The following is a 19,881-nucleotide window of genomic DNA, read 5'->3' as shown; positions in this document are numbered from 1 at the left end:
ATTGGTACGCTCTCTAATTCAGGTCAAGTCTTCCAGGGTAATAGCCTGATTTGATGTCTTGGCTTGCTGGATCAGTCGATAGCTGATGGTATGGTTCAGCCATGTCTGGAATCTCCGTTCTCGTCCACTCAACCGTTGCAAAATCTGTCTCGCCCTTCTAGGAGTAGACCTTGTGCCTTTGGACGCTTTACGCTGTAACGAAGCCCCTACACGGTTATATCTGTCTCTGGCTTGTGTTACCTGTTTGCCACTGAATTTCTCTCCAGCAGATGTACAAGCAATGTCTGTGCGTCCCAAATCAACACCCAAGACATCATCAGTCTTTTGTTTCTCTGGTGGCTCAGACTCAAGCTGAATGTTCAGATAAAAGCTGCCATCGTTGCGCTTTACCAAAGTTGCCGTTTTGGGGTCTTGTCCTTGCAGCAAGTGTTTTTGGTAATTACCAATGTGCAGCTTAAACTTTTCTCTGCCCTTGACCATGGTCAAGCTGACCAACCAATCCGATTCGCGGAAGGTGAAAGTTCTCGCGTCGTAAGTGGCAGAAGTGGGGGCAAACTTCTTAACGGGCTTAACCTTTTGCTTTGCCGTTTTGCGACTAGCGCAAACTTTACGAATTGCGTGAATCGTCATTTGAGCAGACAGCCCAGAATGCGAGCGCGCTTCCTTGTAAATCAAGGACTGAACAGCAATCTGATTCGTCAGCTTGTCGGGGGTATGGGTGTTCACGTACTCACAGCATTTTGCAAGGGCAGTCAGTACCGCATTCAGCTTTTCAACCTGCTGCTGCGATACTTCCAATTTGCAAGAGACTGTAAGAACTTGGAAAATTTTCAATATGTGAAGTTTTGCTGTTGTTATTGTAGCGTATTGGCAGCTTTCGGGGTATCGAACCCCTCAATCTGCGCGCATTCCTCCCGACACTGACCTTTCAGGTAGAGTGCGGGAGGAATGCTGTTCTAGTTGAAAAAACTCTACGACGTTCGGTTCATTTATCACTGCTTCACAGAAATTATCCAAACTTATTCAAGTCTAACTATTCAACCAGGTTTCATCCCAGAAGGACTCTAACCAGATGCTAGAAGTTTTGCTGCAGCGGTCTCAAGAGCTGGATTAGGATTCACCTTTAATCAATATTCCAGAACCAGCGCCGTTTCTATGAAGATTTGATGTAGATTGGGGCGATCGATCTAATAACAGGTGACAACACCTATGTTGGTTTTGCTATGGTTGTTAAGGCAAGTCGATCGGGCTGAGCACAACTCTTGCAAAACTCTACAGTCGGCTAACCAGTCCCCGCAGGTGGGCTTCGATTTTAACTATAGATTAGTTAATCTCAAAAAACAACGTCGTTTACCAAAGGATTCAGCAAGCAATCCTCAAGGAGTGAAAATCATGGTTCAGATTCAAGAAATTTCTCAAGTATCTACCCTGCACGCACCTGCAGCACCCAACGCAATAGCCGCTACAGAATTGCGGCCTTGGGGCTCATTTACGACTCTAGAAGAAGGCCCAGGATATAAAATTAAGCGGATCGAAGTTAAGTCTGGACACCGCCTCAGCCTGCAAATGCACCACCACCGCAGCGAACACTGGATTGTGGTTTCAGGTACTGCAAAAGTTACTTGTGGCGAAACTGAACAAGTTCTGTTTACAAATCAGTCTACCTACGTTCCTCAGTGCACTTCTCACCGCCTGGAAAATCCGGGAGTTATCCCCCTGGTTTTAATTGAGGTGCAGAATGGCGAATATCTCGGAGAAGATGATATTATCCGCTTTCAAGACGATTATGCTCGTAATGAAAAGGCTAAGTAACTCACGTTGCTAAAAATATAGGGGTAAGGTGCGCGGCCGGGCGCACTTTACATTCTCCGGGTAAGGTAGACGCCTAGGCACATTCTACATTTTCAAAACTCAACATTACTTCCCAATTACTAATTAGCAATTACTCATAATGATTCATCTGAGCAAAACAGCAGCAACAGAAGTAACGCGCCTCAAGTCGAAGCATCCGAACCCCAATGCTTTATTTCGTCTGGGCGTGGAATCGAGCGGCTGCTCCGGTTTGTCTTATACAATGGCATTTGACGATGCGCCAGCCCCAGAAGACGCTGTATGCGAGTCCGAGGGAATTTCCGTTGCGATCGACCCCCAGCACTTAAAATATCTCAATGAGCTCACCTTGGATTATTCAGAAGACTTGATGGGCGGAGGTTTCCGATTTCACAATCCCAATGCCGCCCAAAGCTGTAGCTGCGGCAACTCCTTTTCTGCCAAGGAATAATCCCTAGGATGACACTCAAAGACTTAGATAAAGTCCAAAAAACCTTCAAAGAAGCCGGTCAAGACTACCGATATCGACGCCAGTTCAGCATTAGGAATTGACGGCAATATCTAACTCAGAACTCCCGATACTGACTCCGTAATCCCTCTTTTGTCACTTCGGGGAGAGTGAAAAACTTTTGCCTTGCGCTGCCTGGATTTTAGCCGCGATCGAGAATTTGCGTGTTCCCCGGCCAAAGCGCTACAAATCCACTGGTGCAGAAAATTATCTGCCCAGAGTGACAAAAGAGAGATCGCTTCCTCCCTGAAAAGCGCTATAGATTGTTGGTAAAACCCGCCTTGACGATCGCGCAAATTATACTATCACGAATCAACCAGAAATGACATACAAGCTCGATCGACTATCAACACCATCAAACTGGTGTACCGAGAATAGTCCACTGCATTAACTGCTGCCACTCGGAAGATTGAGCTAATAAATCTGCATCGAATTCATTTCCCGCATCCTGCGAAAACTCGGCGAAAGCTTCCGCCCAATTAATTACTGTTTCCACCGGCAAATAAGGCGTATAATTCCAAGAACGCTGCAAAAACTCTACCATCTCAACAGAATGACCGGTGCGGTACAAATACCAAGCAATCCAAACTAAGGTACTGTACTTAATTTGCTTTTCCAACAATCGTATTTTATCCGGTAATTCGGGGCGGGCAAAAAAATTGTCCATCACTGCAGCGAGGGATCTAGCCTGAGGTAAACCTTTGTACATGGCGCTTTGTTCGTGCTGGCGGTAGCAAACAGTTACTTGCTGCAACCACTCTGCTTCGCATCCCATTAAGGCTAAACGCAGCACTAAATCTGTATCTTCCGCCGGGGGAAATCGAGGATCAAATCCGCCGGCGCGCTCTAACCACTGACGGCGGAATACCATCGCGCTGGGTAATACTGGTTTCCACCGCAGCCACATTTCTAAGTCTAATTTAGGGACATTTTGCCAGGGTTTGACATCTTTTAGGGGTTCGCCTATACTATTAACTAGACGCCAGCCGCTGTGGACTATTCCTAGATTTGGTTTCGCTGCAAATACAGCCATTTGTGCTGCTAATTTGTCGGAAAAAAAGTAGTCGTCAGCATCAAGAAAGGCGATGAATTCTCCTCGCGATAGCTTTATGCCGTGATTTCTGGCAATCGAAACTCCTTGGTTTTGTTGGTAAATGTAGCGAATTCGTTCGCCATATTTATCTAAAACGAATTTGGTATCGTCTCTGGAGCCGTCGTCTACGACAATAATTTCCCAGTTAGTATAGGTTTGGTGCAGAACGCTATCTACGGCTTGGCCGACGTAAGCAGCGCAGTTGTAAGCCGGAATGACTACGCTCACCTGCGGGGTGCGATCGATCGTAACATTACTCATAATTAATTATCTTAAATTCGATTGCGTCTCTATTTTACAATGAGCTTAGGGTGCGTCAGGAACTGACGCACCCAGTAAGGGCTTCTTGTGTTCATTAATTTGGGGTCAAGAATTTGCCAAGGAAAGTTGGTGCGAGTTCAGTAAATCATGGGGGCGAATTGCCAAAGGGTAGCGATCGCCTTTTACCTTCAAATACTTGTCAGCTATTTGCAAAACCTGTTCGGGATTGGCTGGCTTGCTCAAAAAATCCGAAGCACCTGTCAATTTCGCTCGCGTGCGGTCAATTATACCGTCTTGACCGGTCAAAAACACGATCGGAGTTTCCCGAAAAGCCGGTGTCTTCCGCAAAAAATTGCACAAAGCAAAGCCGCTTGTCTTCGGCATCACCACGTCCATAAAAATTAAAGCAGGCTTTTGTTTGGCGAGGATGCCCACTCCCTGCATGGGGTCTTGAATTTTTAGGACTCGATATCCCTCCGGCAACAAAATTTGCTCTAAAAATTCGCATACTGTCGGACTGTCATCAATACAGGCAATCAAAGGGCGACCCGGCCCTGCAATAGCTGCGGCCAGGCGCCACTGTTCTATAGGCGACGGCAAGTCTGGTACTGTTCGGAAATTTACTAAACCCTGCTTGATGTAATTAACTAAAGCGCGAGTTGCCACTGTCACGCACTGCTTTTTCTTAAATGCTATATCCCAAAGAGTATTCTCGCCGTTGAATACGTTACCCAAAGCGATCAAAGAATTAGAACTAAATCGATTTTGCTGCAACTGAGCCGACGGTTTTAAAAGCGGTGCTTGTTCTGGATCTACCAGCCACAAACCCATTGCTTTCCACTTCTGCCAAATTTCTTCTGTACAACACAGAACTTTCTCTACTTCTGTTAAAGACAGCAGCAAAGAAGAGGTAATTGTAGAAAAATATTTCTGGGACGGACGCCACTCCCGGCGCAAACCCGATTGACCGATCAGAGCAAATAACACTTCCGAAAGGCTGGTCTGGACGATCGCCCTAGCTTGTTCCAGACTCATTTCGCTGGCTGCTATCCCTCGCTGAAGCAGTTGATATTCCCACAGTTCTCCAGCATCGAGGTCTCTGAGGTCCACATGAAAGTTTCTACAGTGTTGCCCGATCGCCCTGTACCAGCGCCTCGATCTGTGCGATCCTCCCGTGGCATAAACCAAACTACCCTGAAAAAAGTAAAGCTGCCACTGTTGTTCCCCTTGCTCTAACAGCAGTTTCCCCGTTGCTTGTTTCTGGCTGAGTACAGCCAGAGTATGGGACAACATTTTGTATCCGATTGCGGTAGCAGACATATCAACTCGCATCCCCTGTACTCTGTTTGTACCATTATATAGCTGCTGAGTTTTGAAAGATAACAGTGATATTACTGAATTTGGGTTAATAAAAACCACTAATTATGCGAATTTAACCCCATCAGGGAGTGATTCCCCTCGGTAGTTTTAGCCAGTAGGATGCTACGCCTATTTGCACTATTAACTAATCACTAAAATCCAGCTTCTAACTAATAACTAATTGCCCTCGCTATCTTGGGGAGGTACTGGATCGTAACCCCCTGGATGAAAAGGATGACAGCGCAAAATCCGCTTAACTGCCATCGAACCGCCGCGGGCGGGCCCAAATCTTTCTATTGCTTCGATCGCGTATTGCGAACAAGTTGGCTGAAATCTACAGGCGTTAGGCAGGTAAGGAGAAATCCCCATTTTGTAGCCTCGGATTAATCCGATCAGCAATATTTTCACAATTTTTACCTCAGCGATTGATTAGATTAATAGGCTAATCTCGTCCCGTACCGCTGTAAGCTAGGTGCATCGAGAGCATTCCCAGCGGTTAGAGTTATGCCAATTTTTCCTGTATCAATTATACCTATTTTCATTTTTATTTTAGATACTTAAAGCACAATTTGAGGAGATAATATGGTACTTGTCTCTGAGTTCGCTACTTGACCGATACCTAAAAAATTACCGTCTCGATCGTACACCTGCAAGGGATAGGGAGGTTGGGGTATTGGGTTGTCGGCGGGATTGTTCTTACTGTCCTCCTCTCCCCCGATCGGCGTTTCGGGAATCGGCAGGCGCTGTCCTTGAAACCAGCGTTTGGTATATTCAGGGGAAAGGACGATCGCCCCTAAATGCCCCAAAACCGCCGATGGCAAAATCGGAGAGAATTTATTTTCCTGCAATAGCAGTTCCAATTGTTCAAAACTGAGGCTTTCCTCGATCGAAAAACCGCTACTTTCGGTGCGAGTCAAACAAGCCAAAGTGCCGCCTGTATTCAACACCGCACCCAAATCCCGCGCGATCGCCCGAATGTAAGTACCCGCCCCGCAGGCGATCGACAAATCCAATTCAGGAAAATCCCCCGGCCGCCAATCCAATATTTCCAGCCGGAAAACCTCAACATTTCTAGCAGCAACTTCCACAGTTTCGCCTTTTCTAGCTAACTCATAAAGGCGTTTTCCTCCCACCTGAACAGCACTAAAACTAGGTGGAAATTGCTCGATTTTTCCTATAAATTTTGGCAGTGCAGCTTGCACTTTTTCCAAACTCAACTCTGGCACCGATCGAGAATGGATAATTTCTCCTTCTAAATCGTCAGTAGCGGTAGTTAAGCCAAACCGAATCGTGCCTCGGTAAGCCTTATTGTGTTGGAGATATTGCAGCAGTCTGGTTGCTTTGCCCAGGGCGATCGGCAAAACGCCAGTCACAGCAGGATCGAGGGTTCCTCCGTGTCCGACTCGCTTGAGTTTCAATAGCCGGCGCACTCGCGCCACGCAGTCGTGAGATGTCATGCCCGCAGGTTTGTTGAGATTGAGAAAACCGTCAGTAGTCATTAGGAAGTTCGGCAACGAGCAATGTACGGGATGTAACGGATATAACGGATGTCAGGAAGAAGGAAGAAGTAAGCAGGAAAAAGGAAGATGAAAAGTTTGGAGATGGATTTCCTTCGCATCGCGAAAGCTAACGTTACTCGCAATGCAAAAGCGGTTTTGAGTTAAAAAGTTCAACATTGAAAACTTAAAACTACAAAGTATCCAATTCCCAATTATCAATTCCCCATTCCCAATTCCCCATTCCCAATTCCCAATTAAAGAATAAAGTCTGCCTGAGTGATTGAAGCGCGGGCAACTCCGAATAAAGTAGCCAGAGTTTCCTTGGTGTTTGTAAGCTGAATAATTGTACTCGGCGAAGTTCCGGTCCCAGCCGAAATGGTGAGTTCGGCAAAAGTAAGGCCGGCAGCCAAGCGAATTTGATCGATACCATCAGTAAAATCTGTAATCACATCCCCGTCTGCCAAACGCCCGATCGCAAAAGTATCGTTTCCGGCGCCGCCAGTTAAAGTATCTAGGCCGCGATCGCCCGATAAACAGTCATTGCCGATGCCACCAAACAGCGAGTCATCGCCGGCACCCCCAAACAGCGAGTCATCGCCCGCGCCTCCCAACAAAGTATCGGTGTCTTGGTTGCCAAACAGCAAATCATTACCCTCGTCGCCCAGCATTGAGTCAGAACCTTTGCCGCCGTAGAAAGTATCGCCGCCGGCGCCTCCCAAAACGCTGTCGCGGCCGGCACCGCCGAACAGCAAATCATTGCCAACGTCGCCCAGCAGTGAGTCATCGCCGTCGCCGCCGTAGAGGGAATCGTCTGCGCCTAAGCCCAAAATGCTGTCAGGGCCACCCAAACCAAATATCAAGTTAGCGCCCGCAGTACCTCTGAGGGAGTCGGGGCCGCTGGTGCCGCGAGTGCCGCCAGTTGCCCCTCCGGGACTGGTACCGCCGCCGGTGGGGGTTGGGGTTGTGACGGGAATTGGTCGAATTGGCACTGATGATGGCATGATTCTGAAGATGCGTAGAAATTTGCCATTCTAACTTAGCCTAAAACCGGAAGTTATAAGCTCGCCAACCGCCCAGCTCAGAAATATCGATCGCATCCGCCACAGCATAAGATTCGCACAAAAAGCCCTGCACCGTCGAGCCGTCCTCCAACACCAGCGTACCAATTCCCAAAGGCGGGGGAATTTTAGCGACAAATCCGCCGAAAGCCGCGATCGACAACTCCCAAACTTCCACCTCGATCGCGCTACCGCCCTCTACCTGACGCACCAATCCCGGCTTGCCCAGAGCATTACCCGTCAAAGCGTACAGCTTGTAAATCGGGCTGGTACGGCAGGCGCGAACTAAAATGCCTCCCCCCTCTATTAGTTGATAATTCAGCGGCTCACCGCTCAAATGAGCGCCAACTACGGCTATTTTGACTCGTTCTTCTGAGTCAGGTTGGGCTGCGATGGCGGGTTCCGGGAGGGTTGGCAGCGGCAGGCCGGTGGCGCCCAAAGTTCCCCCCAAGCGATCGTGGAAAGCAGCTCCCAGGCGGCAGAGCGATAAATCGTGCCACGCAGGAGCCATCAGTGTCAATCCTGCGGGCAATCCGCTGCTTTGAAACCCGCTGGGAACTGCGATCGCGCACAAATCGAGCAAATTTGCAAAGTTCGTGTAGCGCCCGAGATTGGTGTTGAGCGCGATCGGCTCGGCTGCAACTTCTGCGACAGTATAAATCGTGCCTGTCGTGGGAACCGCCAACACATCCATTGACTGCCACTGAATTTCTGCCTGCTGGCGGAGTTCGGCTAACCGGTACGACGCGCGGTAAGCCGCGACGGCATCGTAGCGTTTGCCGCCGCTGATAATTTCGTAGACGATCGGATCGATATCCTCTGGGTGCGCGTCGAGGAAATCGCCGATCGCGGCCAACCTTTCTGCTACCCAAGGCCCGCCGTAGAGCAGTGCGGCAGCATCCGCAAAGGGTTTGAAGTCAATAGTTGCGATCGTGCAGCCCAAAGATTGCAAGCGCGCGATCGCCTCTCGGTAGCGCTGTTCGGCTTCTGCATTCCCGAAAAATTCGAGTTCGCCGTCTCCGGGAACTCCCACCCGCAAGCTGGATAAATCCGGCAAAACTTTCGTTTCAGGGCGACGAGAAAACGCATCCTCAGCGTCAAAACCGCTGGCTACTTGCAGCACGGAGGCCGCATCGGCACAGGTGAGAGCGAACACAGAAACGCAATCGAGCGATCGCACCGCCGGTAACAGGCCGCGAGTGCCGATCGAGCCGCAACTTGGCTTCAGCCCGACAATGTTGGTAAAAGCAGCGGGAACCCGCCCGGATCCTGCGGTATCGGTACCCAGAGCAAAACTCACCAATCCGGCCGAGACTGCTGCGGCGGAACCGGAACTCGATCCGCCCGGGATGTAGCGCCGATCGAACGGATTGCGGCAAACTCCATAGGGCGTGCGGGTTCCCACTAATCCTGTGGCAAACTGATCCATGTTTGTTTTGCCGATCGCGATCGCACCTGCCGCGCACAGGCGCTCTACGACTGCGGACGATCGCGCTGGAGTGCGAGCAAACTGCGGACATCCCGCCGTAGTGGGAACGCCCGCCCAATCGAGATTATCTTTGATCGCAAAAGGTATCCCGTAGAGTGGCAATTGCTGCGGGTCTAGGTTTTCCAAAGCTTTGGCGCGTTCGAGGGTTTCCGCCTGCGGTGCTAAATAAATCCATACTGCCGGGTCTGCATAGCGTTCGATCCGATCGTACACGCTCGCGATCGCATCTGCAGGCGCGATCGAGCCTGTGCGGTAGCGATCGAGCAGCGAATGAATGTCGAGACTGTTGCTGTAGTTAAATTTTTCCATAATGCACCGTCAGTCGATTTTAGATTTTAAATTTTAGATTTTCGATTGAACAATTGAGTTTACAGGCTTTGCTGGGCGATCTTTCGATTTTCGATTTTCGATTGACGAAATGACTTCACAGGCTTTGCTTGGCGATCCTTCGATTTTAGATTTTAGATTTTAGATTTTCGATTATTGAAGAAATGACTTCACAGGCTGTGTTTGGCGATCTTTCGATTTTAGATTTTAGATTTTCGATTGGAGCAATGATTTCACAGGCTGTGCAAGGCGATCTTTCTTACAAATAGAAGGTTAGTTTACCGCATTGTCGATCGTACTCGCATCCCGTCTAGGGCGAGCGAAGTATTTCTTGAGAAATATTCAACCCTGACCTTGCGGGTTTCGTTTTTTTGTGCAGGTAAACTTCGCGATTTCCAATCTCCCCATATCATCGCCCCGTTTAATTTTCCAAAAACTTTAATTTTACAAATTCCAGAAAAACTGTTTTTTGTAACATCTTACACATTTTCGCATCAAGTTTGCTGTTACCGTTTGAAACGTAGCAATCTAGTAAGATTGCAAACTACAGTATGCTTACCTTTCAAAAAGCTAAGTGCATTGCTGTTACGGACAGTCTTGAATAACTCCTTGGGTTGCAAACAGGACTTATACAGACAAAAAACTAAAAATTTAACCGCTTCTAGGGTTCCGATTTGAATTAGTTTCTAAGTAAGCTTAGAAAGTTCAAGTGCTGGTCCGAGAGAAGCAGACTGGTTGCCCCAATATTTTGATGTTAGGGAAACACTAGCCAGTTACACGGCGGGATAAAAGCCCGGGAGAAACGCGATCGGTCATCAAGACTCGGTTCGTTAGCTCTCGGGCTTTATCCTTATATATCAGGGGGGTTGGCGGAAGCTAAGGAAGCCGAAGAAGGTGCAAAAGCTCGATCGACATATTCACATCTAACCAGCAACCAGAATATGCTATGAATATCCGATATTGCTCCCCCAAAATAACGCGATCGCCCTTATCCTACTGCGCCCTATTTTTCATCACCTTGTTTTTCGCTGTCGGCTGCGTCAATCCGGCAATTTATATCAAAACCACCACAGAAACCGAAGCAGCTTCTTCAGTAAGTGCTAACGCAGTTCGCCTCGGATTCAGCGCGTGGCCCGGCTGGTTTCCGTGGCAAATTGCCAAAGAACAAAAGATATTTGAAGCAAACAATGTTCCTGTAGACTTAAAATGGTTTGACGGCTACTTAGAATCCATCAGCACCCTCACAGCAGGGCAGATAGATGCTAACAGCCAAACCCTCGGCGATACCGTAAACTCTATATCAGGCGGCGCCGATCAAGTAATTGTTTTAGTCAACGACAACTCGACGGGCAATGACAAAGTGATTGTCGCCGAAGGCATCAATTCGGTGGCAGATTTAAAAGGTAAAAAAGTTGCAGCAGAAGAAGGTACAGTCGATCACTTTTTATTGCTGTTAGGGCTGAGAAAAGCAGGTTTATCAGTGCAAGATATTCAATTTGTACCGCTGGAAACTGGCAAAGCTGCGGCGGCTTTCGTCGGAGGACAAGTCGATGCGGTGGCAGTATTTGCGCCATTTACTACGCAGGCATTAAAACGATCGAACAGCAAGGAACTGTTTAGTTCAAAAGATTTTCCGGGGGCAATTTCCGACCATTTGGTATTCACCCGCAAATTTATCAGCCAACACCCCGATCGAGTGCAATCCCTGGTCAATTCATGGTTTGCAACATTGGAATACATGAAATCCAATAGAGAGAAATCTTACGAGATTCTCGCCAACCGCGCCGGAGTCAGCGTTGAGGAATACAAAGAATATGAAAACGGCACTAAGATATTTACGATCGAGGAAAACTTGAAAGCCTTTCAACCGGGAAATGACATGACATCATTGCAGTTTGCGGCGGCAGAAATGACCAAATTTCTCGTAGATGTAAATTTAGCAAAAACCCAACCAGATATCAGCACATTATTTGACGATCGCTTTATCAAAGCTTATGCCGAAGGTAAAAGCTAGGAGGCAAAACTTACGATTTTGCAGACACAAAAAAGTTTCCACATTATTATTTATACCAAAAAGCTACTAAAATTACTCGCTCAATCATTCCGCAATTAAATCATGCCACCAAATCCCGATCCCCGATCAATCCAATCCCACCTCAAGCAAAAAAGCCTAAATCCCACCGTTTTCTGGCGGATTGCGGAAGAGATACCACAGCCCCTCAATATTGGGTTAACGGTAACATCGATCGCACTACCGCTGCTGCTGTGGTGGCTAGTAACAACTTTCGCCAACGTAGACCCCAAATTTTTGCCTTCCCCTGGCAAAGTTTTAGAGGCATTTGGCAGGCTGTGGAACACTCGCGAACTTTTGAAAGACACGGTAGCGAGTTTGTGGCGGGTGGGAGTGGGCTTTCTATTCGCCTTAGTTTTTTCCATACCAATTGGCGTGCTGATGGGCAGTTTTTCCAGTATTCGTGCCTTGCTTGAACCCATGTTCGGCTTGATGCGATATATGCCCGCACCAGCATTCATTCCCTTGTTAATTCTCTACTTGGGAATCGGCGAAGAACCAAAAATAATGCTGATATTTATCGGCGTCTTTTTCTTCAATTCGCTGATGGTGATGGATACAGTTAAGTTTGTTCCAAAAGACTTGATCGAATCTACTTATATGTTGGGCGGGAATCGCTGGGAAATCCTAACTCAAGTTATTTTTCCCCACGTTTTGCCGGGAATTCTTGATGCTAGCCGCATCAACCTAGCTGCGGCTTGGCAATTGGTAATCGTCTCGGAATTGATTGCGGCAACCGAAGGCTTAGGCCGCCGGATCAGCGTCGCAGGTCGATTTCTCCGAACCGATGAAATTTTTGTGGGGCTGATTGTCATTGGGGCGATCGGACTGACTTTTGACTTGCTTTTTCAATATCTGCTGCGGGTTTCTTGTAAATGGTCAAGTCAGAAACAGTAAGCAGATGTTAAGAGGCAGAATGGTGTCATTTTTTTACTTACAATACAGAGGATAAACTCATGTTTCTACAAATCAACAACCTCCACAAAAACTTTGAAACGAAAAACGGTAAATTAGTTGTCCTCAAGGACATCAATATGAGCATCAAGCAAGGCGAATTTATCTGCGCGGTAGGCGCATCCGGTTCGGGCAAATCTACTCTGTTGAGGCAGATTGCGGGATTGGACAAGCCGACAACAGGGGAAGTGAAAATTGATGGCAAAGAAGTTGTTTCGCCTGGGCCGGATCGAGGTATGGTATTTCAGCATTACACTCTTTATCCTTGGATGAACGTGCAGGAAAATGCCGAGTTTGGCCTCAAACTTCAAGGCGTTTCCAAGAAAAAGCGGCGCGAACAAGCCAGCTATTATTTGAGTGTGGTAGGATTGACGCAGTTTGCTTCGTCGCTACCGAAGGAATTGTCGGGCGGGATGAAACAGCGGGTGGCGATCGCCCGCGCCCTCGCTTCTGAACCTAAAGTGTTATTAATGGACGAACCTTTCGGCGCCTTGGATATCCACACTAAAGAATCGATGCACGAATTCATGCTCGATTTGTGGCGCCGCACTCAGATTACAATCTTTATGATTACCCACGATGTCGAAGAAGCGGTGTTTCTTTCCAATCGGATTTATGCTTTGGGCGCTCGTCCCGGTACAGTGAGAAAGGAAATGTCGATTAATTTGCCCGATCGCACTCCCAGCATTAAACGCCACGCCAAATTCCACGATTACCGCGACGAACTCATGGATTTGATGCGGAAACACGGACAGGAAGCAGTTGCAATGGCTGCTTAAATAGAAACAGGTTTGTATTTGCACTTTTGGGCGGGCAGGATGCCCACCCCACAAGAAAACTCACTTTTTGTGGAACGGGCCGAAGAGCCCGTTCTTGAGAATAGTGCAAGATGTAAACGGACAGAAAGCAGTTGCAATGGCTGCTTAAATAGAAATAGGTTTGTATTTGCACTTTTTGCACCCGCGCCAAGACTTTAACTGCCAACCTAAGTAAGTGGAAACTTAACATCTTGCACCATTGTCAATTACCTATTCAGGAACGGGTTCTTCGGCCCGTTCCACAATAAAATTGAGTTTTGTGGAACGGGCCGAAGAGCCCGTTCTTGAGAATGATCCAAGATATCAGTGGAAATAAATATTACTTTGGGAGAGGGCGGGTTTTGCCGCTACAAAATACTATTGTTTTATTTCGCTGACCTACCCAAATACATCAAGAGGAACTTATGGTGCAACTATCATCGATCGACACAAACTCACAAATTGATTCTGGCCTCGTATTAATCGAAGAAACCGTACCGGGCGGCTCGTACTGGTCGGGAGTCATCAAGCGGGGAAACACCCTGCGAATCACCGATTTAGAAGGCTCTCGCGGCGTTTCCATGCTGTGCTACAACGCCGACAATGCGATCGAACGTTTCAACGCAGCAGACACCGCCAAAATTCAATTCAACGCCTTTCTCAAACAAGGCATGGCGATCTACACAGACATGGGACGCATCCTATTTTCCATCACCCAAGACACCTCCGGCTGTCACGATTTGCTAGGAGGATGCAGCAACGCCATTAGCAATGCCAAAAAATACGGCGAAGGAGACTGGAAAAACTCCCGCGACAACTTTCTCAAAGCCCTAAGTCGGTGGGGATTGGGCAAAAAAGATATCATGCCAAACCTCAACTTATTTACTCGCATTGCCGTCAAACCAGACGGCACGATGGAGTTTCGCGAAGGCTGCGAAAAACCGGGAAGTTTTATCGATTTGCGAGCCGAAATGAACGTATTGACAATTATCTCTAACTGCCCCCACATCCTGCATCCGGGTTCAACTTACGATCCCAAACCCATCCAAATTCAGATTGTGAAAACCCCCGCACCCGCACCAGACGACTTGTGCCGCACCGCCAACCCAGAAGCCGTGCGCGGGTTCATCAACACCGATGCTTTGTTCCTACAATAAACCCGATTCCACAACTCAACTTTGTCCGCACCAATCGGCGGTAAAAAAATCTGCAATTCCATCACAAAAAGTGAACCATGACTGCAACCACCCAACAAACTCTCGATCCAGAAACAGCAATTTACAACGAAGTCTTACCCGCCAGACATCCCTGGTCTCGCGTCATCAAAAAAGGACAGATTCTCCGCATTGTAGATTTAGGCGGAAATCAAGCAGTAGATTTTTTAGTTTACAATGCCGATGACCCTTCCGAACGCTACAGCGCCCCCGATACGATCGTCAATCAAGGCAACATCTTTGTCACTACAAACAGCCAACTCATTTCCAACGAAGGGCGAGCCATGATGACCATAATTGCTGACTCCTGCGGGCGGCACGATACCTCCGGCGGCGCCTGTAGCTGCGAAAGCAACTCAGTGCGGTTTGGACTAGATAAAAAATACCAGCACGCCTGCGTTGAAAATTTCCTCGCCGCAATTCTTCCCTACGGTTTGGGCAAACGAGATTTAGTCAGCAACATCAACTTCTTTATGAATGTTCCCGTTAGCGAAGACGGCACCCTAGAAATTGTTGACGGCATCTCCGATCCGGGAAGTACAGTTGATTTGCGAGCCGAAATGAACGCGCTAGTTGCTATTTCAAACTGCCCGCAAATGAACAATCCTTGCAATGCTTACAATCCTACCCCGATTCAGTTGATTGTTTGGGATTCCGTGTAATCTAATTAGTATGCCCGCAGAGAGGGGGACGCTAGCACTATTGTTACCGTCCTTCCCAATTGCCCCAAAAGACTTGCATATAGCCATCCTAAATCATTTGTGAATTTCTTGCTCCCTCCCCTTACTAAGGGGAGGGCAGGGGTGGGGTCAAAAATTTACAACTCATTTACGATTGCTATAGCATTCCCAAGCTTTCCTATCTGGAAATTATCTGCGTTTATCTGCGTTCATCTCCCTTACATCTGCGGTTGACTTATCAATCAAAGATTTATACAATTACCCAAATGTTTAAGAAAGTTCTAATTGCAAATCGCGGTGAAATTGCCTGCCGAATTATCCGCACGCTCGATCGCCTCGGAATTGCTTCGGTAGCAGTATATTCTGAAGCCGACGCCCGCGCCAAGCACGTTTTCGCCGCCAGCGAAGCCGTTTGTATCGGTGCAGCCGCCGCAGCCGAGAGTTATTTGCGGTTCGATCGCATTCTCGAAGTTGCGCGCCAAACTAAAGCTCAAGCTATCCATCCAGGTTACGGCTTTTTGAGCGAAAATGCTGAATTTGCCGAAGCTTGTGCAAGCGAAAATATTGCATTTATCGGCCCGACTCCGAGTCAGTTGCGCTGCTTTGGATTGAAGCACACCGCGCGGGAAATAGCCGCTGCAAATCAAGTGCCGCTAACTCCCGGAAGCGAACTTTTAGCAAGTTTGGAGGATGCGGAAAAAGCGGCTGGGGCGATCGGCTATCCGGTGATGCTCAAAAGTACCGCAGGCGGCGGCGGCATTGGTTTGCAGGCTTGTTTTGGCGATCGAGATTTGGCAGAAGCATTTGAAAAAGTACAGCGTTTGAGTCAAAGCAATTTTAAACAAAGCGGTGTTTTTTTAGAGAAATACATTCAAACAGCTAGGCACATAGAAGTCCAAATCTTTGGAGATGGCAAAGGAAATGTCATAGCCTTGGGCGAGCGAGATTGTTCGGTGCAGCGGCGCAATCAAAAAGTAATTGAAGAAACCCCCGCCCCTGCTATTAGCGACGAACAGCGAAATCAGTTGTACAGTGCAGCAGTGCGGTTGGGAAAAGCGGTCAATTACCAGTCAGCCGGTACTGTTGAATTTGTCTTTGATGTCGAGGCGAAACAGTTTTATTTTTTGGAAGTCAACACGCGCTTGCAAGTTGAGCACGGCGTTACTGAAGCTGTCAACAACATCGACCTCGTTGAGTGGATGATAAAACAGGCTTCTGGAGATTTGTTCCCCCTGGAAGAGTACCGCTATCGACCGCAGGGACACTCAATTGAGGTGCGAATTTATGCGGAAGATGCCGGCAAGAATTTTCAGCCTAGTTCCGGGTTGCTGAATCAAGTGGCGTTTCCCGAAAACGTCCGCTGCGACAGTTGGATAGAAACAGGCACAGAGATTACTCCTTTTTACGATCCGCTGCTAGCCAAAGTAATCGTTTGCGGGGATAATCGAACCCAGGCGATAGCTCAACTCAAAGCTGCTTTAGATGCCAGTGAAATAGCGGGAATTGAAACTAATTTAGATTACCTCCGCCAGATTTTGGACGATTCCCGATTCAGCCGGGGCGAACTGAGCACGCGCTTTTTAAACTCTTTTGAATACGCACCTTTAACGATCGATGTATTGGATGGGGGAACCTACAGCAGCATTCAGGATTATCCGGGGCGGATCGGCTATTGGGATGTTGGCGTGCCGCCTTCTGGGCCGATGGATCATCTGGCATTTCGATCGGCAAATCGTTTAGTAGGAAATCCCGAATCGACAGCAGGATTGGAATTCACAGCGACAGGCCCAACTCTGCGCTTTAATGCCGATACAGTTATTAGTTTGACTGGTGCAACTATGAAGGGAACGCTAAACGGCGAATCGGTGCCGTTTTGGACAGCTATTCCCGTAAAAGCTGGCAGCATTCTCAAGTTAAAAGCTATTCAAGGCGACGGCTACCGCACTTATTTAGCGGTAAAGCACGGCTTTAATGTCCCCGATTATTTGGGCAGCAAATCAACTTTTGTACTGGGCAAATTTGGCGGACACGCGGGCCGCACGCTGCGTCCGGGAGATGTGCTTAAACTGCTTCAAACTGCAACTCTGGAAGCGGAAATATCTTTGCCTCCGGAACTAATTCCCACCTACAGCAATAATTGGGAAATCGGCGTTTTGTACGGGCCTCACGGCGCGCCGGATTTCTTTACTGAGTCAGACATCGAAATGTTTTTCTCCACAGAATGGCAGGTGCATTACAACTCGACGCGGACGGGCATTCGGCTGATCGGCCCGAAGCCCACCTGGGCGCGTCAAGACGGAGGAGAAGCGGGTTTGCACCCGTCTAACATTCACGATAATGCTTACGCGATCGGTACGATCGATTTTACGGGCGATATGCCTGTAATTCTCGGTCTTGACGGCCCGAGTTTGGGAGGTTTTGTCTGTCCTGCTACTATTGTGCAGTCGGAATTGTGGAAAATCGGGCAACTGAAACCGGGGGACAGCATTCGCTTTCACTGTTTGAGTTTTGCGGAAGCTTTGCAGCGGGAATTAGCACAAAATAGGCAAATTGCTACTTTTAGTTTGCCTGTTTTTGGGGAAAATGCGGAGGAATTGCCCGCAGTTCCCGCCTCTCCAATTTTGCACGAAATTCCCGAATCTCCGGGACAGGTTGCTGTTACTTACCGTCAAGCTGGGGATAAATATATTCTAGTTGAATACGGGCCATTGGTGCTGGATTTAAATTTGCGTTTTCGGGCGCACGCATTGATGGAACAGTTGAAAGCAAATCCGTTGCCGGGTGTGATTGAATTAGTGCCGGGAATGCGATCGCTCCAAATTCACTTTGAGGGCCGCCAGATTTCGCAACAGCAGCTAATGCAGGCACTGATTGCGGCTGAGGCGGAACTTACGGCGATCGAGGATTTGGAAGTGCCGGCGCGAATTGTGCACTTGCCTTTATCTTGGGAAGATGAATCGACGCTGTTGGCCATTGAAAAATATATGCAGTCTGTGCGATCGGATGCACCTTGGTGTCCCAGCAATATTGAGTTTATTCGCCGCATAAACGGGCTTGACAGCATCGAACAAGTCAGAGAAATTGTATTTAATGCTAGCTATTTAGTGATGGGTTTGGGAGACGTTTATTTAGGCGCGCCCGTGGCAACTCCCCTCGATCCGCGGCACCGTTTGGTTACTACTAAATACAATCCCGCCCGCACTTGGACTCCTGAAAATGCAGTGGGCATTGGCGGCGCGTATTTGTGCGTTTACGGGATGGAAGGACCCGGAGGTTATCAATTTGTCGGCCGCACGGTGCAAATGTGGAATCGGTTCAAACAAACGGCGGATTTCCAGTCTGGTAAACCTTGGCTTTTGCGCTTTTTTGACCAAATCCGATTTTATCCGGTTTCTCATGAGGAATTGCACCGCTGTCGGGAAGAATTTATCGAAGGGAAGTTTAAATTAAAGGTTGAGGAAATCACTTTTAATTTGAGAGAATACAATGACTTTTTGCATTCTATTGCTAACAGTGCGGCTGAATTTAAAGCGCAGCAGCAGGCCGCATTTAATGCAGAGCGCGATCGCTGGGCAGCCTCCGGGGAATTTGAAGCTGAATCTAGCACAGAATCCTCGGCGGATGTGGGTTCTGAAACAGCGGCGGAGGTTACTTTGCCGATCGGTTGTGAGGCAGTTGTCGCTCACGTTTCGGCCAATGTTTGGCAGGTACTGGTTAATGTTGGAGATGCGGTTGCAGAGGGCGATCGTCTGTTAATTTTGGAAGCGATGAAAATGGAAATTGCTATTACTGCTGATGTTGCGGGCACTGTTGCAGAATTGTTTTGTGAAAAGGGGCAAACGGTGACAGCCGGACAAATTCTAGCGGCTGTTCAACCGAATTAATCCCTCTGTTGTCAGTTCGGGGACAGGGGGAAGCTAGGCAGCAACCAAATCTGTAACTACTCTCTGGGTTAGCCTCTGCATACGTTATACGTTAGTTTTGATCCTCAAGGATTCTCGACCAATTGGGGATTTATTGACCAAGAATTTCTTGATGGTACCCGCCACGTGATTTATCCGTGGGGTCAATCCAAAATCTAAAATCTAAAATCCTCAAGCCCCCGAATTTATCCGTGGGGTCAATCCAAAATCTAAAATCTAAAATCTAAAATCGAATGACCGCCGAGGTCGGTGGGCTGTCCGACCCCAATACCCGGATGTGAATTTCTTCTCCGAAGGATTTGCTGTTGTCGGTGGTGGGCAAGAGTGGGGCTTCATTGCCCCCTAGACCATTGCATCACGCGATCGCCTGTAAAACTCTTTGGCCAAAGCGAATCGTTAATTTAGGATTTATAGTGTTGATATTTGTTGCCTCTGCACAATCAAGTTAACAAAGGCGCAGATGAGCGAGATTGATGAACATAAAGTTAATCTCCAGGTAGATTTAGAAATTTTTGGAGAGGTTCAGCCACATCACCAGCCAATTTCCTAATTTTTTTCATGTTGTATAGCTCACCCAATAATATGGCTTCAGTATCAAAGGTAATTATCATCGGCGGTGGAATTGGCGGTCTGACCTTAGCCCGTGCCTGTCTCGATGTGGGCATTGCAGTTGAACTATACGAGAAGCGCGGTTTGGATGTTATGCTCTCAGGGCCCGGAGGGATATTCATCCAACGCAATGGTGCGTTTCGTTCTGAAGAAACCTAGAGATGGGGGGAATTCAGGCTCTAATAAGGTAATCCAATATGGATTGAGTT

Annotated in this window: 16 protein-coding genes and 1 riboswitch; of the genes, 9 read left to right on the top strand and 7 right to left on the bottom strand. The window is 47.9% G+C overall.

From position 1 onward, the window contains the following. Nucleotides 1–18: 18 nt before the first annotated feature. Nucleotides 19–834 carry a transposase gene (locus QUA53_RS24595; protein ID WP_333100297.1) on the bottom strand — a complete coding sequence of 272 codons (816 nt, stop codon included), beginning with the start codon at nt 832–834 and terminating at the stop codon, nt 19–21. Nucleotides 835–1,392: 558 nt separating this feature from the next. On the opposite strand from QUA53_RS24595, the gene QUA53_RS24590 reads away from it, so the two are divergent. Further along, the gene (locus QUA53_RS24590) at nt 1,393–1,812 is read left to right on the top strand and encodes a cupin domain-containing protein (RefSeq protein ID WP_333075032.1); all 420 of its coding nucleotides are present in this window, start codon (nt 1,393–1,395) and stop codon (nt 1,810–1,812) included. Nucleotides 1,813–1,951: 139 nt separating this feature from the next. Continuing rightward, nucleotides 1,952–2,281 (top strand): iron-sulfur cluster assembly accessory protein, encoded by a 330-nt coding sequence (locus QUA53_RS24585; protein WP_333070615.1) that lies wholly within the window; start codon nt 1,952–1,954, stop codon nt 2,279–2,281. 412 nt (nt 2,282–2,693) lie between these two features. Here QUA53_RS24585 and QUA53_RS24580 read toward each other — a convergent pair whose 3' ends face one another. The 6 genes from QUA53_RS24580 to atzF all read right to left on the bottom strand — a co-directional run bounded on the left by QUA53_RS24580 (nt 2,694) and on the right by atzF (nt 9,406). Continuing rightward, the gene (locus QUA53_RS24580; RefSeq protein WP_333100296.1) at nt 2,694–3,692 is read right to left on the bottom strand and encodes a glycosyltransferase; all 999 of its coding nucleotides are present in this window, start codon (nt 3,690–3,692) and stop codon (nt 2,694–2,696) included. Between the two features lie 105 nt (nt 3,693–3,797). Continuing rightward, a complete protein-coding gene (locus tag QUA53_RS24575; protein ID WP_333100295.1) occupies nt 3,798–5,012 on the bottom strand; it encodes a response regulator in 1,215 nt (404 codons plus the stop codon). Between the two features lie 216 nt (nt 5,013–5,228). Next, on the bottom strand, nt 5,229–5,459 hold the full coding sequence (gene yidD, locus QUA53_RS24570; RefSeq protein WP_333100292.1) for a membrane protein insertion efficiency factor YidD: 231 nt from the start codon (nt 5,457–5,459) through the stop codon (nt 5,229–5,231). A gap of 149 nt (nt 5,460–5,608) precedes the next feature. Continuing rightward, nucleotides 5,609–6,550, bottom strand: coding sequence for a tRNA pseudouridine(55) synthase TruB (truB, locus tag QUA53_RS24565; RefSeq protein WP_333100291.1), 942 nt, complete (start codon nt 6,548–6,550; stop codon nt 5,609–5,611). Nucleotides 6,551–6,804: 254 nt separating this feature from the next. Next, nucleotides 6,805–7,551, bottom strand: a complete 747-nt coding sequence (locus QUA53_RS24560) for a calcium-binding protein (protein WP_333100290.1) — start codon at nt 7,549–7,551, stop codon at nt 6,805–6,807. Between the two features lie 40 nt (nt 7,552–7,591). After that, a complete protein-coding gene (atzF, locus tag QUA53_RS24555) occupies nt 7,592–9,406 on the bottom strand; it encodes an allophanate hydrolase (protein ID WP_333100289.1) in 1,815 nt (604 codons plus the stop codon). 668 nt (nt 9,407–10,074) lie between these two features. Continuing rightward, nucleotides 10,075–10,226: riboswitch (guanidine-I (ykkC/yxkD leader) on the top strand. Between the two features lie 144 nt (nt 10,227–10,370). Between atzF and QUA53_RS24550 the strand changes: the two genes are divergently transcribed. From QUA53_RS24550 to QUA53_RS24520, 7 genes are all read left to right on the top strand, one after another. Beyond that, complete coding sequence (locus QUA53_RS24550) at nt 10,371–11,438, top strand: ABC transporter substrate-binding protein (RefSeq protein WP_333100288.1); 1,068 nt, start codon at nt 10,371–10,373, stop codon at nt 11,436–11,438. A 102-nt stretch (nt 11,439–11,540) separates the two neighbouring features. Next, nucleotides 11,541–12,392, top strand: coding sequence for an ABC transporter permease (locus QUA53_RS24545; protein WP_333100287.1), 852 nt, complete (start codon nt 11,541–11,543; stop codon nt 12,390–12,392). A gap of 59 nt (nt 12,393–12,451) precedes the next feature. Next, nucleotides 12,452–13,228, top strand: coding sequence for an ABC transporter ATP-binding protein (locus tag QUA53_RS24540; RefSeq protein ID WP_006630934.1), 777 nt, complete (start codon nt 12,452–12,454; stop codon nt 13,226–13,228). A gap of 443 nt (nt 13,229–13,671) precedes the next feature. After that, nucleotides 13,672–14,403, top strand: coding sequence for an urea amidolyase associated protein UAAP1 (locus QUA53_RS24535; RefSeq protein WP_333100286.1), 732 nt, complete (start codon nt 13,672–13,674; stop codon nt 14,401–14,403). 77 nt (nt 14,404–14,480) lie between these two features. After that, on the top strand, nt 14,481–15,122 hold the full coding sequence (locus QUA53_RS24530) for an urea amidolyase associated protein UAAP2 (RefSeq protein WP_333100284.1): 642 nt from the start codon (nt 14,481–14,483) through the stop codon (nt 15,120–15,122). 284 nt (nt 15,123–15,406) lie between these two features. Continuing rightward, entirely contained in the window at nt 15,407–19,024 is a 3,618-nt protein-coding gene (gene uca, locus QUA53_RS24525; protein ID WP_333100283.1) for an urea carboxylase, read from the top strand. 621 nt (nt 19,025–19,645) lie between these two features. Continuing rightward, complete coding sequence (locus tag QUA53_RS24520; protein ID WP_333100282.1) at nt 19,646–19,831, top strand: NAD(P)-binding protein; 186 nt, start codon at nt 19,646–19,648, stop codon at nt 19,829–19,831. Nucleotides 19,832–19,881: the final 50 nt, after the last annotated feature.

Origin of the sequence: Microcoleus sp. Pol12B3, assembly GCF_036701355.1 — a bacterium.
Taxonomy (GTDB): Bacteria; Cyanobacteriota; Cyanobacteriia; order Cyanobacteriales; family Microcoleaceae; genus Microcoleus.
The sequence above is the reverse complement of the archived record's forward strand: the minus strand, read 5'-3'. Positions and strand labels throughout refer to the sequence as shown.

Excerpts from the sequence above, each read along its gene's own strand:
- atzF (WP_333100289.1), bottom strand. The coding sequence starts at position 9,406 with ATGGAAAAATTTAACTACAGCAACAGTCTCGACATTCATTCGCTGCTC.
- truB (WP_333100291.1), bottom strand. The coding sequence starts at position 6,550 with ATGACTACTGACGGTTTTCTCAATCTCAACAAACCTGCGGGCATGACA.
- QUA53_RS24530 (WP_333100284.1), top strand. The coding sequence starts at position 14,481 with ATGACTGCAACCACCCAACAAACTCTCGATCCAGAAACAGCAATTTAC.
- QUA53_RS24580 (WP_333100296.1), bottom strand. The coding sequence starts at position 3,692 with ATGAGTAATGTTACGATCGATCGCACCCCGCAGGTGAGCGTAGTCATT.
- QUA53_RS24540 (WP_006630934.1), top strand. The coding sequence starts at position 12,452 with ATGTTTCTACAAATCAACAACCTCCACAAAAACTTTGAAACGAAAAAC.
- QUA53_RS24590 (WP_333075032.1), top strand. The coding sequence starts at position 1,393 with ATGGTTCAGATTCAAGAAATTTCTCAAGTATCTACCCTGCACGCACCT.
- QUA53_RS24545 (WP_333100287.1), top strand. The coding sequence starts at position 11,541 with ATGCCACCAAATCCCGATCCCCGATCAATCCAATCCCACCTCAAGCAA.
- QUA53_RS24585 (WP_333070615.1), top strand. The coding sequence starts at position 1,952 with ATGATTCATCTGAGCAAAACAGCAGCAACAGAAGTAACGCGCCTCAAG.
- QUA53_RS24575 (WP_333100295.1), bottom strand. The coding sequence starts at position 5,012 with ATGTCTGCTACCGCAATCGGATACAAAATGTTGTCCCATACTCTGGCT.
- QUA53_RS24550 (WP_333100288.1), top strand. The coding sequence starts at position 10,371 with ATGAATATCCGATATTGCTCCCCCAAAATAACGCGATCGCCCTTATCC.
- QUA53_RS24535 (WP_333100286.1), top strand. The coding sequence starts at position 13,672 with ATGGTGCAACTATCATCGATCGACACAAACTCACAAATTGATTCTGGC.
- QUA53_RS24560 (WP_333100290.1), bottom strand. The coding sequence starts at position 7,551 with ATGCCATCATCAGTGCCAATTCGACCAATTCCCGTCACAACCCCAACC.
- uca (WP_333100283.1), top strand. The coding sequence starts at position 15,407 with ATGTTTAAGAAAGTTCTAATTGCAAATCGCGGTGAAATTGCCTGCCGA.
- QUA53_RS24520 (WP_333100282.1), top strand. The coding sequence starts at position 19,646 with ATGGCTTCAGTATCAAAGGTAATTATCATCGGCGGTGGAATTGGCGGT.